The organism is Bacillus cereus group sp. MYBK216-1, assembly GCF_051916495.1.
Taxonomy (GTDB): Bacteria; Bacillota; Bacilli; order Bacillales; family Bacillaceae_G; genus Bacillus_A; species Bacillus_A thuringiensis_K.
On sequence record NZ_JBQAGT010000002.1, the window covers coordinates 794,629 to 808,765 of the forward strand.

The window sequence follows — 14,137 nt, forward strand, 5'->3', positions numbered from 1 at the left end:
AATTCATGTCAAGATAAAAGAAGGGGACAGTTAGTATGAAACAAACTTCTATAAATCCGTTACTAATTGTTCTAGGTACAATCATTGTTCAAATTGGCCTTGGAACAATTTATACATGGAGTTTATTTAATCAACCCCTTGTAAGTAAGTTTGGATGGAATCTTAATTCAGTAGCGATAACTTTCTCCATAACAAGTTTTTCTTTATCATTCTCAACTTTATTTGCAGCAAAATTGCAGAAAAAATTAGGACTTCGGAAACTTATTGCTACTGCAGGAATTGTTTTAGGACTCGGCTTAATACTTAGTTCACAAGTTTCTTCCTTACCACTATTATATTTATTAGCTGGTGTCGTTGTTGGTTATGCGGATGGAACGGCTTATATTACATCACTATCTAATTTAATTAAATGGTTTCCAAATCGGAAAGGGCTTATTTCAGGTATATCTGTATCAGCATATGGAATGGGCAGCTTAATCTTTAGGTATATAAACGGAAATCTTATCGATAACCTTGGTGTATCACAAGCATTCTTATATTGGGGTATTATCGTGTTACTTTTAGTATTAATCGGATCGTTCTTCTTACGTGAGGCAATTGTAAGTAATGCTGTAACTGAAACATTACACAATGACTATACTCCGCGTGAAATGATGCGAACGAAACAAGTATATCTCCTATTTTTTATGTTATTCACCTCGTGTATGGGTGGTTTGTATTTAATAAGTATGGTAAAAGATATCGGCGTACAACTCGTTGGACTTAGCGCAGCAACCGCTGCAAACGCCGTTGCTATGATTGCAATCTTTAATACAGTAGGTAGAATCATTCTTGGGACGTTATCAGATAAAATCGGCCGCATGAAAATTGTCTCTGCAACGTTTATTATTATAGGTTTGTCAGTCTTTACTTTAAGTTTTATTCCGCTAAATTACGGAATCTATTTTGCTTGTGTAGCAAGTGTCGCCTTTTGCTTCGGCGGTAATATAACTATATTCCCAGCTATTGTCGGAGATTTCTTTGGATTAAAAAACCATAGTACAAATTATGGGATTGTCTACCAAGGTTTCGGATTTGGTGCGCTTGCAGGATCATTTATTGGAGCGATACTCGGGGGATTTCAACCAACTTTCATTATAATCGGTGTTTTAAGTGTTATTTCCTTTATTATTTCAATATTAATTCGTCCACCAAATGCAGAAAAGAAAAAGGAACTAAAACATTTACATCGGAAAGTAGCTTAATACTAAAAAGAGTCCTAATATAGGTCTCTTTTTTTGTGTAGAGAGAATAGAGTTATTTAATTTAAAATGAAATGATTTGAGAAGCAATAAAGTTGTTTATTTCTTAATGAACTAAGTAGCAGATACGTAGAATATTCATATTGTTTTATAAAGGAACTAACATGTTGTTAAAAAACATTTAGAAAATTACAGTTAACCAACTTTGTGATGGAACGTGCACTTCATTCATAGACCATTATTTTCTTATAAGTTTACAATGAAAGTAGTTGGCTTATATTGATTACAACCATAATTTCTTCTGTTGTGGCATTCGCTACAACAAATATTGATGACATTTTTATACTGCTTGTTTTATTTTCACAAGTAAGAACAGAAGTAATTAGGAAAGAAGGTAGAGCTGTCCGCGAAAAAGTTATGAGAAAAAAACTTTATATTGTTATTGGACAATATTTTGGGTTTAGTATGATTGTTTTTCTAAGTATCGTTGGGTCTTTAAGCTCTTTTTTCATTCCTGTTTCGTGGATTGGGTTATTAGGATTCGTGCCAATTTATATGGGGGTTAAAGGACTGTTGTCACTTCGTTCTTATAAAAGTAATGAAGTTATCGATAACGTTACTGGTTCATTATTTAAAGTAGCTTCAATTACATTAGCTAATGGAGCTGACAATATTTCGATTTATATACCAATGTTTGCTAGTCAAACTCTTGAAACAAATATCGTTACATTAGTTATCTTTTTTTTCATGATAGCGATATGGTGTTTTATTAGCTACAAATTGCTAAAAGCTCCTATACTAGCTAAAGTACTTGAGAAAAACTGTTATATTATTGTTCCAATTGTTCTAATTGGTTTAGGAATGTTCATTCTTTTTCGCAGTGATACAATTGGACTATTCTCCTAAGGTGTTGAAATAACGGAAGTTTTCATAAAAAAGAATTGAACAATTTTAATATTTTTTTGAGCAATTACATTCATTGAGATTAATTGGATTCTACACAACGTATATAAGTCTTATTACAGATGAAAGGTAGTAGGGCTTTTTTATTTTAGTGAAATGAAACAATTGTATTAGTCATCTACGACTATTATTTAGACAGGACATTAGAATTATGAAGTTGAATAGCTATCGTAAAAGGAGTGTGACACTTAAAATGAAAATAGTACAGCAGTGGGTACAAGAAGATAGTGATTACATAAGAGAGAAAGTGATTGAATACAATCAAAAATATCTTGCAGATGAAGAAAAAACCCCTTCAGAGAAGGTTAGTTTCATAGTAAGAAATGAAAAAGAAGAAATCGTAGGTGGGGTAACAGCAATAATTTTTTGGCACCATGTACACGTTGACTTTCTATGGGTTTCTGAAGAATATAGGCATGAAGGCTACGGAAGCAAGTTAATAAAACTTATTGAAGAATTTGCAATTGAAAAAGGGTGTAGGTTAATTAATTTAGATACTTTTAGTTTCCAAGCTCCTGATTTTTATAAGAAACATGGATATAAAGTAATTGGAGTAAGTGAAGATCATCCGAAAGGACATAATCATTATTATTTAGAAAAACGGTTAAAAAGTATATAGAATTTGTTAACGTTAGTATTTGAAATACAAATGCAATAAGGGCGAGGTTAATATTAATTTCAGTATTAATTGAATCAATTTTTATACTAAAACTGCAAGAACGTACTTTGGATAATCTTCCTAAGGTACGTTCTTTTTTTATATCAGTAGCCTATTCTTATTAACTCCAACAATAGTGGTAAAGGCAAGACTTAACTAACTTATATATATTAAAAGGAGTTAATGGTAGAATGAATAGAAGACAGAAAATTCCTTTTATTTAAAATAGAGGAGGTACATATGAAAAAAGTTAATGTTACATACGCGATTTTGTACGATAAAACTAATGAAAAGATCTTAATGGTAAAAAACACAGGGGAAAATGGTTCTTATTATACATTACCAGGTGGCGCAGTTAAACTAGGAGAAACATTAGAAGAAGCAGTAATTCGAGAAGTAAAAGAAGAAACAGGGTTACATATAAATGTAAACGGGATTTGTTCTATCAGCGAAGCCTTTTTTGAGGAAAGAGATCATCATGCAATTTTCTTTAATTTTCTAGGCGAAATAATCGGCGGAGAGACATATATATCAAGGCCAAAAGAAATCGAAGAGATTACTTGGATGGAATTACATATAGCAGCTCCATATTTACGCATACCAGAACATTTACTAGATTTATTACAAAAGAAAGAAACAGTACCTTATTTTTTTAACGGAACAATCGTTCATCAATCTTCATAAAAATATTATCTTATGTAAGGCGGGGAAAACATGGAGTTTATCGTTAATCACAAACAATTCACTCAATCACTTTCAGAAGTCAACAAAGCAATATCAACAAAATCTTTAATTCCTATATTATCTGGTATAAAAATAACTGCAGATCAATCTGGAATTACTTTAATTGCAAGTAACTCGAATATTTTTATTAAAAAATTCATTCCTGTTTCAATTGAAGACGAAAAAATTGCAACTATTTTAAAGGCAGGAACTATTGTTGTACCTGCAAAGTATTTCATTGAAATAATAAAGAAAATGCCAAGTGATATAGCAATAAAAAGTAAGAATGAGCAAATTATTAAGATACAATCAGAAGAAATCACATTAAGTTTAAATGGATTTCCTGCAGATGAGTTTCCGAATGTACCGCTTATAGATAATCATGCAGAAATCAAAGTAGAGACAGAGCAATTGATTGAAGTATTTAAACAAACAGTCTTTGCAGTAGCAAAAAATGAATCTAGACCTGTTCTTACTGGGGTGCATATAGAGTTATCTAATAATAAGTTCATTTGTGCTGCAACTGACTCACATAGACTAGCTATACGCGAAACATTGCTTTCCTCAGATGTAAAAGCAAATTGTATTGTACCAAGCGCAACCATTAGTGAACTTCTAAAATTAATGAACGGCAATTCGGAATTCGTATATATCTACCTTTCAGAGAGTCATATTATATTTACGCTCGGAACAACCACATTATATTCAAGACTAATTGAAGGGAAATATCCTAATATTTCTAACCTTATTCCAAATGACTTTAAAACGATTATTAACATAGATAGAAAAAAGATATTACAAGGTGTAGATCGATCAAGTTTATTAGCAAGTGAATGGGCCAATAACAATGTTAACTTAGAAATCATAAACGAATCTACAATTAAAATTTCTTCAAACGCTTCTCAAATTGGGCAAATATCCGAAACACAACAGATAGATGCGATTCAAGGTGAAAAACAATTAAATATATCTTTCGATGGGCGTTTTATGGTTGATGCTTTAAGAGCAATAAAAGAAGAAACGATTACTTTAAGCTTTGGCGGTTCTATGAGACCGATATTGATTGAAGCAGGAGAGCAATCTGCAGCAGTACATCTTATATCACCAGTAAGAGCTTATTAGGGATAGAGGAAGTGATTACTACATTATGTACAAGCAGACTTTTGTTTTATGAAATCATAAATTAATACATTATAAGAATGATGTATTAGTATAGCAAACAGTTTACTAAATCCTACATAATATAATTCAATCATAGACAAAGCAGCAATGGTAATCTGAAATACAAAGCAAAATAATAATAACCTAAATATAAAAGCCATAGATTAATCGATATGGGGTGAGTACGATGAAGAAAATAATTGTTTTACTCATTGGTATAGTTTTAATTATTTTTGCTTTTTATCAATACAACAAAAAAGACTATGCAGCTAAAAGTACTAACTTGTATGTAGAAAACTTTAAAGGGGAAAATGATTCAATAAAAATACAATCTGCTATTAATAAAGCAGAGTCTAGTAAAATTAAAACTGTATTGCTTGATGATAAAAAGTATAAAATCACGTCACCAATCATTGTTAAAAAAGGTGTGAAATTATTATTTGGTTATGGATCCCAATTTGTAGTTGAGGGAAACTTTAGAGTTTTAGAACTAGAGAAAAACGCATCCATTGAAGGAGCGTATATAGCTATTGACGATCCTAAATTTAACTCTGAAGTTATTTATTTAGACGGTAAAAATAAATATTATAACACTTGGAACAAAACACAAATAAAAGATATAAATATTATCAATTGGACGGAAACGAATAAAGGTACCGGAATTTCTTTATACTCTGCTGGAAAAGAAAATGAAATTTCGTTTGTTAACTTCGAAAATATTAAAGTTGTAGGAATGGAAACCGGACTGAAATTAGTAGCGAAAAAACCGAGCACCGGACAAGCTTGGATAAATGCCAATCGTTTTATGAACTTTTCTTTAGAAGACTGTGTAAATATGATTTATATGGATAGTCAAGTAACTACGCCAAATGAAATTAGTGGGAATCAATTTACAAACCTTCAAATACAGCCTTCAAATAAAACAAAAAGCGTTATACAGGTAAGTGGTCAACATAATGAATTTCATGGGATGGTGTGGGATTTAAATAAAATAAAACATGAAAACGAACTCATTGAACTGACTGATAAGAGTATGAATACAATGGTTGAAATGTCCAGTGTACCAGCAAATAGAGTATTAGATAGTGGGAGATCCAATATAGTAAAATAAGTTTAAATACAGAAAAAAGAGCGAATTCTTTATAAGAGGATTCGCTCTTTTTATGTTTTAAAATTAAATTTCCTTCCACCAAGCTGATAAAGGATAGTCTGTAGATTTTAACGTAATAGATTCGCCAATTTGTGGTGTTGTAATTTTCACTCCTAAACGGTTGGCTTCTTGTGTAACACGTTCTATCGGGTCACTCCATTCGTGTAATGCTAACGTAAAAGCACCCCAATGAATCGGAAGAAGTAATTCTCCTTTAACATCAATATGGGCTTGTACCGTTTCTTCAGGCAACATATGAATAGCAGACCACCTCGGATCATATTGTCCGCATTCCATTAATGTAAGATCGAATGGACCGTATTTATCACCAATTTCCTTAAAGTGAGGGGCATAACCGCTATCACCACTAAAGAAAATTTTAGTCTTTTGACCAAGAATAAGCCATGAACACCATAATGAACAATCTCTATCTGTCATACCACGTCCAGAGAAATGCCTTGCAGGCGCACATACTAACTTAATATTATCAAACGTAATTTCGTCCCACCAATTATGCTCACTAATTTTACTAGGTGAAACACCCCATTTAATAAGATATTGTGCAACTCCAGTTGGAACATAAAAGTGCTTTGCGCGATCTTTTAACTGCATAATACTTTTGTAATTCAAATGATCATAGTGATTATGAGAAATGATAATCGCATCAATTTCTTGAAGGTCATCACGTTCTAAAGAAAAAGCACCACTATAGCGTTTACTATTAAACAAAGGAAATGGGGAAGAGGCATCTCCAAACATAGGGTCTAATAATAGTTTTTTACCTTCTATTTTCAAAAGAGAAGCAGAATGGCCAAACCATGTAACACTCTCAAACGATTCATTATCTTTATTTGATAAAACGATAGGCAAATCCTTTATAGGACGCAGCTTTGATTTCATTTTAAAGTAATCCGTCATTAAACTTATAATATCTTTCGGTTTAAAACTCATATCAGTATGAATTTGATTTGTATATTTCTTATTCATCAGTTCTCCTTTTTACGATTAACAATTTACGTATGTGGTTATTGTAGCTATTTGTAGTTTAAACTATATCATTTTACCTTTCATCATAAATTCGTCAAATTCATTATTCGTATCTATAAAGTACAAATCGCAAAGTGGCAGCTAAAACAAATATTAAGTACATGTTGTAAATTGTTTTTATTTAGTAAATTCCTTCTTATACGCAACAAAGAACATACGTTTCGTTGTGTGTTATAGAAGAAAATATGTCTCTAATAAAAGAAAGGAAGGAGAGGATGTAAGTGCACATAGAGCGAAAAAAGAAATCAAAATGTAAACTATCAAAAGCTGAAATCATTCATATGTATGCAGAAGGGGAAAGTACTTCAGAAATCGCGATGCTTGCTAATGTTTCTGCAAGGTATATTCGTATGGTTCTAACAGACAACAACGTTCCAAGGCGCGCTATAGGGAGCTGGAAGAGAAAGTATGACATAAAAGAAGATTATTTTAAAACTTGGTCAAATAATATGGCTTATATTTTAGGATTTATAGCAGCAGATGGTGTTATACAGAAAGAAAATCAATACAACTATTTTCAAATTGGATTTATAAAGACAAAGATATTTATTTGCATAGAAAATATGAAGTGTTTCAGAAAGAAAGTCTGAGTTTAGATCAATTACAAGATTGAAAATTAAAACAAACTCAAACTGCCGTTAAGCAAAGAAAACAAAATTTCCTTGAAGAATATATGAAAAATAAATGTAATGCTACAACTTGTTCAAATTTAGAAATAAGCGAATCGGCTTTCAAACGTTGGCTAAAAAATGATAATTAATTTAAAAGAGATTATGAAAAGATTAAGTTAATTAAAGATAACTTATTAATTGAAATTGAAGCAATTGCTGTAGCAAACTAATTTTAAGAACTTATTCGTAATCATATCAATGCAATTCGTTTAATGCGTTCAGTTAAAACGAATTGCATTTTTTATTGTCTTAAATATAATTTATATCTGGAGACATTATCATCAACAACTCATAAAACAACAACAAATAAGCACACAATCGATTACACAGAATGAATCCGATGAAAAGGGAAGCGTAACAATCTAAACTAACATATAATAAGTTTATTACTTTTATCCAGTTAACATAATATATATTATAGGAAGTTATAGAAACAAATCGATTACAGGTATCAAAAACCAAGTAAACTATACTTAATGAGACGTAACAGAGATTTTTAGTGAGATTCACATGAAATCTTATCTAAACAAATTTCTTCAGTTTTTATCGTTTTTATTTGTTATAAATTCATCACAGCAAATCTTAATCAATAATCGCTTGAGATTTAACGAATCCAAATCATTTTTGATCGGCAAGAAATTTTTATACAGAAAAATTATTTCTATACAAAATATAAATTAGTGATTTTATTTTATGTTTTACTTAATGAATTGATTGCTATTTGCACACATTTTACAACTTTACATTATTTGTTGTTATTTCTGTTATTTAGGCTTGACTTTCATTACACTCATTGTTTTTTATTCTAGTTAACATAACGTTTATTTTTAATATAAAAAAATCTTCCCTTACCTTCAGGAAGATTTTTTGTTTGCTATTATTTTATTTATATCTTCTAGTAACAATCCCAATTGTAAATGACATTGGAAAAATCTAGATTTAACAGCTCTTCCTTACGTATAAAGAAATTAGCAACACCAGAATCTCCCCACATAATATTTAATGAATCGTCTGTATCGATTTGCAGCAATAATATGTCATGCTGTTGGTATTTTTCTTCCCATTCTCTCGGATCTGTCTGTGTGAAAAATGGATATCCGCCAATTTTATGTCCTTGATCTTTACATAAATCATCATACAGTTCGCCTAATTCTATATTATTTTCTTCATCAACAATTTCTTCCCAATCAATGTTATCACTAAAAATCATTTCAAATCGATAATCTCTTGGTGTTACTGGTTGATATGCCAACTCAAACTTTAGTTTTGCTGCTTCGGGTACGATAAAATTCTCTAAATCTAAAGTGTTTAAATAACTAAAATCAGTAATCACCTTAGTTAAATCCGCTGTGATTGTAGAATGATAAACAATTCGAAAGTCTTTTTGGCTTGTGGGATGATCAAAATCTGCTCCAAAAAGATCTTCTTCAGCACTTATGAAAAACTGTAACATTCCATGTTGAGGCATATGTTCAATGTTTGGTATTTCTTCAAGGTTTAACTGCGCAAGTAGCATCATAGGTTGTCCGTTTGAGTCTTTAGGATGCTCTTGATCTATAGGTAAATACGGATAACCACCAAACTTACTTTCAAAAAGGGTTGTCTCTGCTAATGTTCCAGACACTTTAACATACGGTTTCACACTTTCTTCTAAAATACTACGATACTGTTCTAGTTCTTTCGGAATTTGAAGTTGATACGTATTCTTCACTACATTTGCCTCCCTTTAGTAATGAATTGAAAATGCCTAACTTAATTATATAGCAAGCGATAGCTTAATTGAAAATCGTTAAAAATCCATTTTCACCCTCATTTTTTGCGCGCTTGGCGGACAAAGTAAATTATGCTCTAAAACCTTTTTATTGATAGTTCGAATTAATTCCGCTGCTTCTGCCGTATTTGTATTTTCTTTTAGCTTTTCTTTTAAATCATCAATTTCCTTTGAAAGCTCAATCCACCTAGGTAATACATGATTATTTTTCAAAGTTCTATACAGTTGCTTTTCAGGATTGTACGAAAGATCTTTATCTAGATTTAGAGGTTTCTCCTTACCAGGTAAATTATCAAAAGACCCTTTCTTTTTTGCTTCTTTTACGATAGAACTAATATGGTCCTCATACGTAAATGTCCAAACTTTCTCATCTTTTACTAAAATCTCTTGCTTTTTTAGTTTTTTATCTAGTTCTTCTTGATTCATAGAATCTCTCCTCTTTACATTTTATAGTAGCGTTTTTGTACGTTTCAATGCTTTCAATCCATCAAATAACTTTTCTCGCCACCAAATACCGTCATATCCGCCTTGAAACTCTTCATAAGTAATCTGGATACTCTTTTTCTTTTAAAGCTTTATACAGGCGTCTATTAGCCGTTAAAAGAGGTTTGTTTTCGAGTTCTCCTGCTGCAATATAAAAATGAGGTTGAGTCGCATTTAAATCTATAGATGAAATTTGATTTTCATAACCATCCTTTTTCCAATGCACGGATCCAGACATTGACAACACGTTTCCGAAAACATGTGGATTTTAAAGCGCTGCATAAAAAGCTGCTAGGTCACCAAGACTGAAACCAGCAATTGTTGTATGATTCCTTTCTTGATAAACGTGATACTTAGATTGAATCCACGGAAGTAATTCCTTTGTTAAAAATGTATTCATTTTATCGTTATAAGTTAGCTCTTCTAATCGATCAACAGGATCTATAGCAACAGCAATGCAAGATGGGATTTCTTTTTCGTAAATTAAATAATTAAGTGTTTTTTCAATTGAAAGGCTCTGAATGAATGAATGAATTCCCATCAAATACAATGAGAAGTTCTTGAAGATGTGAAGTGTGAGAATAATCATGAGGCGTATAAATATGAATTTTGCGTGTGTTATTTAAAATCGAACTATAAAAAGAATATGTTTCAATCTTTCCGGATGGATAATCCTTTGAAGGAAAACGACTGCTATATTGCACCTCCATTCCTATGTTTAACACAGACGCTTTATTGGTACCTTCTCCAAATGTATTTCGATTAAATTGGTCTATTTCGTACTGTTCACTACGCTTTATCCAATCATTTTCGAAAACATCGTTTACTGAAAAATAGTACGTTGAAATAAAACTCTTATCCGTCCTAAACGTTACATACCAAATATCTGTCTGTAACAATCGTTGTAATTGATTTACAGACAAATCCCAACCAGGAAAACTACCGAATACATAAACGTTTTCAGTGTTTTGATCCCCTAACCATATATACGTTATAAGCTTATACTGATTATCTGCAGGGCATTGTTCTATTAGTGGCGTGTGATTTGACTTTATTTCATGCAAAAAAGTATAAAGAGCTTTTTCGTTTCCATTCTTTAATTGATTTTTAAGCTTCTCTAACTTAGGACTGATTATTGTAGTCACCTCTCTTCCTCCTTTGTAGTATTCTATATGTAGTTTTTTTCATTAGAATCCCTATATAAAAGTAGTCGTAAGTTATTTGTTTAGCGAAGTTATTTATTAGAAAAATAATCAATTGCCTGAATAGAAAGTTCCAACGATTTTATTCTTCTTTCTAAAAGCGTTCTTTGAGGACTACCAAGCTTTGACTTAACGTAAATCTTTTCAATTGATGGAAGCAAACCAATCAGAACATTACGAGCTTCTGCTAAATCTTCCTGAGTATAATTATGAGTTTCTTGCTTCCAAACACTTTCTAACATAGCTAAGCCGATACTAGCTGCTTTGAGTCTTTTTTTCACTAAAGTAGTATTTGATCCTTTTTGAGTCATCTGTGATAAGGCATTTTCAAGTTTACTAATTGTTGACTGTAAAGATTTTATTGATTCTACTTTATCTATATTTGATACGTTTTTCATGTTAATGTTATCCCTTCTACGTTGCTAACTTGTTTTGTTTAATGTTCAATGAAATCCTTAAAAGCTTGATTTCACTCGAAATATTTTAACATAAATAACTAACTGTATTCGAGTTGGACAATAACTTAAAGCAAAACAGCTATTCCTCTCTCCTCCCCTGCATCATTCTATTATGTGTACTTCTTTCTTCTCGTTAGAATTCCTATATAAACTAGTTGTTAATATTGAATGTTTTATGAACAAAAAAACGTACAAGTAATGTAACCTGTACGTTTTCGCTTTTATTCAGTAAGGTAATAAAGTAATAGCTTCCTGGTCTTCTCATAACTTATGAAATCTCTATACAAAATGGGATAATTCACAATTTCTGTTTCTAGAAAACGATATTGCGGAAACCACTCAAAAAACGATTTTCTTAACCACTTTATTTGTTGAAACGTAATGTTCTGTTCGTTTCCATTTAGTATAGAATTTAAAGTAGCTGCTGTATGCATCCAATAATGATTAAAATCAGCGTTTATACAATCATCTTCGGTAAATTTACTTTTTAGGTCTCGTTGCAATTTTGCTGTAGCACGATAAGAAAACGGTTTATTCAGTAGACTATGCATTTTCTGCAATTCTTTAAAAATAATTCGTTTTCCTAACTTCAACTTTCTCCTCCTTTATTTCTCTATCCAATTTAATAAGTTTTCATAATGGTATTTAGCATCTGTATAGCCAAGATTATATAAATTAATGAGTTTTTCTTTATTTCTTTCTATTCCGCTTATTGGAAGTTGTACGCTAGGCTGAATGATATAAAAGTTATCTTTTTGTCCTATTTGATTCATATAAGATATTGTCTCATTATAAAAACGATAATGGTCTACTAAATTCTCTGCGATTTTTGGATATTTTCTATATAGAATTTTAACTAGTCCAGAAAATTTATTTCGCTGCTTCTCATATCCTTCTGGCTTTGTCATAATTACAACGTTCTTTTCATAACCATCAGTTTGAGCTTTTAAAACCGGTATAGGATCTATAATTCCTCCATCTAGCAATTTTCGATTATCATACTCTACAGCAGGCGCTATAAACGGCACTGAGCTGGATGCACGGATGATTTTTAAAATTTCATTTCCATGTTCTTTTTTATTATAATAAACAGCTTGTCCTGATTCGCAATCAGTCGTCCCTATAACAAATTGTTCATTACAGTTTAAGAAAGTTTGAAAATCAAATGGAACAATTTTATTAGGTACTTCATCAAATAAAAAGTCCATCCCAAATAATTCACGTTTTCGAATTAAGTTTCGGTAAGATATATACCTGTAATCTGATACTAGCTCTGTATTTACTTTCTTATTTCTCCCTTTTTGACGCGCCAAATAGGTTGCTCCCATACAGGCGCCAGCTGATACGCCGACTACATACGGAAAGAATAAGTTCTTTTCCATGAAATATTCGAGTACACCTGCAGTATATAAACCTTTCATTCCTCCGCCCTCTAATACTAAACCGGTATTCTTCATGCTATATCCCTCTGCTTCTTTTTTCTTAATTCCATATTAGCATAAGATTTTAAGATGAGGTTATATAAACTAATTACAACAATAACCAGAAACTACTAAAGTAAAGTCATAATATCTTTGAGAGTAACATGTTACAATATAAGTAATTCATTCCACATATATTAAAGGAGGAATTTAATATGGGGTTATTTAGCGGTATTTTAGGAAATGCATCAAATACGAGTTCTGAAAGTGTAGAACGTGATTTAGAGAAGATTATGCTAGACGATGAAAAAGTAGAGCATGCTTATAAATTAATTCGTGATCTAATCGTATTTACAAATCGTCGTCTTATTTTAGTAGATAAACAAGGAGTAACTGGCAAAAAAACAGAATACCATTCTATTCCTTATAAAAGTATTACACAATATAGCATCGAAACGGCTGGGCATTTTGATTTAGATGCAGAACTTAAAATTTGGGTGTCTAGTATGGAGGATCCAATTACGAAAGAATTTAAAGGTGACGATAGTATTTTAAGCATTCAAAAAGCGTTAGTAACCTTTACGACAAAGTAGTGGTTTTTGTATTTTTATTCATTTCAAAAAATACTAACCCGAGTATTTTGGAAGAATATACATTATTTTTGTATATTTAATCTTAAATAATGTAGAAAGGTAAAGCGTATTTTGTATGCTTTACCTTTCTTTTTTGTAATAAACAAGTGTAGTTTTATCATTTAATTTCTTTTTAGCTTCTGTTCTTTTATACTCCATCTTTTCATACAAAAAACAATTTTTCACTTCTTCTAAAATAGTAGCAAGTTTCCAGCTCGTTGCTTCAGGAAACATTTCCTCAATTAATGTAAGTACCTTTTGGGCAATTCCTTTTCCTTGATAACTCGGGTGAATAAACATTGGACTGATCCAAAATTTAGAGGGTGTTTCTTTTTGTGAAATGCATATCGCTCCAACAAGATTCATAGCCACTATTATTTTATAGAAGCCACCGTCTACATGATTTATTCTACAAATAGTTTTTTCGATAGTTTCATTTGCTGGATTTGTTTCATAGTCTTTATATTTATGTAATAAAGAGCTAAATGAGTCTATTTGCATTTGAAATATAACTTCTGCATCAGTTTCTGTCGCCTTCTCTAATATAATCTCCATG

14 protein-coding genes and 2 pseudogenes are annotated in these 14,137 nt (G+C 31.2%); 8 read left to right on the top strand and 8 right to left on the bottom strand.

Annotation, left to right across the window (positions count from 1 at the left end; translation table 11 throughout):
- The first annotated feature begins 35 nt into the window (after positions 1 to 35).
- From ACTFRH_RS09540 to ACTFRH_RS09565, 6 genes are all read left to right on the top strand, one after another.
- Positions 36 to 1,244, top strand: coding sequence for an L-lactate MFS transporter (locus tag ACTFRH_RS09540; protein WP_000815134.1), 1,209 nt, complete (start codon positions 36 to 38; stop codon positions 1,242 to 1,244).
- A gap of 276 nt (positions 1,245 to 1,520) precedes the next feature.
- Entirely contained in the window at positions 1,521 to 2,147 is a 627-nt protein-coding gene (locus ACTFRH_RS09545) for a cadmium resistance transporter (RefSeq protein ID WP_000633412.1), read from the top strand.
- Between the two features lie 250 nt (positions 2,148 to 2,397).
- Positions 2,398 to 2,823, top strand: a complete 426-nt coding sequence (locus ACTFRH_RS09550) for a GNAT family N-acetyltransferase (protein ID WP_000706900.1) — start codon at positions 2,398 to 2,400, stop codon at positions 2,821 to 2,823.
- Between the two features lie 279 nt (positions 2,824 to 3,102).
- Positions 3,103 to 3,546: an NUDIX hydrolase gene (locus tag ACTFRH_RS09555; RefSeq protein WP_000757614.1), complete on the top strand. Its 444-nt coding sequence runs from the start codon at positions 3,103 to 3,105 to the stop codon at positions 3,544 to 3,546.
- A 30-nt stretch (positions 3,547 to 3,576) separates the two neighbouring features.
- Positions 3,577 to 4,707, top strand: coding sequence for a DNA polymerase III subunit beta (gene dnaN, locus ACTFRH_RS09560; RefSeq protein ID WP_000394490.1), 1,131 nt, complete (start codon positions 3,577 to 3,579; stop codon positions 4,705 to 4,707).
- A 226-nt stretch (positions 4,708 to 4,933) separates the two neighbouring features.
- Complete coding sequence (locus ACTFRH_RS09565) at positions 4,934 to 5,857, top strand: hypothetical protein (protein ID WP_000721071.1); 924 nt, start codon at positions 4,934 to 4,936, stop codon at positions 5,855 to 5,857.
- A gap of 63 nt (positions 5,858 to 5,920) precedes the next feature.
- Here ACTFRH_RS09565 and ACTFRH_RS09570 read toward each other — a convergent pair whose 3' ends face one another.
- The gene (locus ACTFRH_RS09570) at positions 5,921 to 6,883 is read right to left on the bottom strand and encodes an MBL fold metallo-hydrolase (protein ID WP_001037077.1); all 963 of its coding nucleotides are present in this window, start codon (positions 6,881 to 6,883) and stop codon (positions 5,921 to 5,923) included.
- A 281-nt stretch (positions 6,884 to 7,164) separates the two neighbouring features.
- Here ACTFRH_RS09570 and ACTFRH_RS09575 point away from each other — a divergent pair.
- A pseudogene (locus ACTFRH_RS09575) lies at positions 7,165 to 7,703 on the top strand (hypothetical protein).
- Positions 7,704 to 8,509: 806 nt separating this feature from the next.
- On the opposite strand, the gene ACTFRH_RS09580 reads toward ACTFRH_RS09575, so the two are convergent.
- From ACTFRH_RS09580 to ACTFRH_RS09605, 6 genes and pseudogenes are all read right to left on the bottom strand, one after another.
- Positions 8,510 to 9,325, bottom strand: a complete 816-nt coding sequence (locus tag ACTFRH_RS09580) for a YwqG family protein (RefSeq protein WP_000799805.1) — start codon at positions 9,323 to 9,325, stop codon at positions 8,510 to 8,512.
- A gap of 78 nt (positions 9,326 to 9,403) precedes the next feature.
- Positions 9,404 to 9,811, bottom strand: coding sequence for a J-domain-containing protein (locus ACTFRH_RS09585; RefSeq protein WP_001070929.1), 408 nt, complete (start codon positions 9,809 to 9,811; stop codon positions 9,404 to 9,406).
- Between the two features lie 21 nt (positions 9,812 to 9,832).
- Positions 9,833 to 11,013 (bottom strand): annotated as a pseudogene (locus ACTFRH_RS09590) (alpha/beta hydrolase-fold protein).
- An 89-nt stretch (positions 11,014 to 11,102) separates the two neighbouring features.
- A complete protein-coding gene (locus ACTFRH_RS09595; RefSeq protein ID WP_000800306.1) occupies positions 11,103 to 11,468 on the bottom strand; it encodes a hypothetical protein in 366 nt (121 codons plus the stop codon).
- Between the two features lie 281 nt (positions 11,469 to 11,749).
- Positions 11,750 to 12,121 carry a YxiJ-like family protein gene (locus tag ACTFRH_RS09600; RefSeq protein ID WP_000765932.1) on the bottom strand — a complete coding sequence of 124 codons (372 nt, stop codon included), beginning with the start codon at positions 12,119 to 12,121 and terminating at the stop codon, positions 11,750 to 11,752.
- Between the two features lie 12 nt (positions 12,122 to 12,133).
- Positions 12,134 to 12,985 (bottom strand): patatin-like phospholipase family protein, encoded by an 852-nt coding sequence (locus tag ACTFRH_RS09605; protein WP_000799070.1) that lies wholly within the window; start codon positions 12,983 to 12,985, stop codon positions 12,134 to 12,136.
- Between the two features lie 179 nt (positions 12,986 to 13,164).
- Here ACTFRH_RS09605 and ACTFRH_RS09610 point away from each other — a divergent pair, with 179 nt between their 5' ends.
- Positions 13,165 to 13,542, top strand: coding sequence for a PH domain-containing protein (locus ACTFRH_RS09610; RefSeq protein WP_000522472.1), 378 nt, complete (start codon positions 13,165 to 13,167; stop codon positions 13,540 to 13,542).
- 120 nt (positions 13,543 to 13,662) lie between these two features.
- Here the strand turns inward: ACTFRH_RS09610 and ACTFRH_RS09615 are convergent, their stop codons facing one another.
- On the bottom strand, positions 13,663 to 14,136 hold the full coding sequence (locus ACTFRH_RS09615; protein WP_000402630.1) for a GNAT family N-acetyltransferase: 474 nt from the start codon (positions 14,134 to 14,136) through the stop codon (positions 13,663 to 13,665).
- Position 14,137 lies beyond the last annotated feature (1 nt).

Bases quoted from the DNA above. Each gene is read 5' to 3' on its own strand.
- ACTFRH_RS09540 (WP_000815134.1), top strand. From the start codon at position 36: ATGAAACAAACTTCTATAAATCCGTTACTAATTGTTCTAGGTACAATC.
- ACTFRH_RS09550 (WP_000706900.1), top strand. From the start codon at position 2,398: ATGAAAATAGTACAGCAGTGGGTACAAGAAGATAGTGATTACATAAGA.
- ACTFRH_RS09555 (WP_000757614.1), top strand. From the start codon at position 3,103: ATGAAAAAAGTTAATGTTACATACGCGATTTTGTACGATAAAACTAAT.
- dnaN (WP_000394490.1), top strand. From the start codon at position 3,577: ATGGAGTTTATCGTTAATCACAAACAATTCACTCAATCACTTTCAGAA.
- ACTFRH_RS09565 (WP_000721071.1), top strand. From the start codon at position 4,934: ATGAAGAAAATAATTGTTTTACTCATTGGTATAGTTTTAATTATTTTT.
- ACTFRH_RS09570 (WP_001037077.1), bottom strand. From the start codon at position 6,883: ATGAATAAGAAATATACAAATCAAATTCATACTGATATGAGTTTTAAA.
- ACTFRH_RS09585 (WP_001070929.1), bottom strand. From the start codon at position 9,811: ATGAATCAAGAAGAACTAGATAAAAAACTAAAAAAGCAAGAGATTTTA.
- ACTFRH_RS09595 (WP_000800306.1), bottom strand. From the start codon at position 11,468: ATGAAAAACGTATCAAATATAGATAAAGTAGAATCAATAAAATCTTTA.
- ACTFRH_RS09605 (WP_000799070.1), bottom strand. From the start codon at position 12,985: ATGAAGAATACCGGTTTAGTATTAGAGGGCGGAGGAATGAAAGGTTTA.
- ACTFRH_RS09610 (WP_000522472.1), top strand. From the start codon at position 13,165: ATGGGGTTATTTAGCGGTATTTTAGGAAATGCATCAAATACGAGTTCT.
- ACTFRH_RS09615 (WP_000402630.1), bottom strand. From the start codon at position 14,136: ATGGAGATTATATTAGAGAAGGCGACAGAAACTGATGCAGAAGTTATA.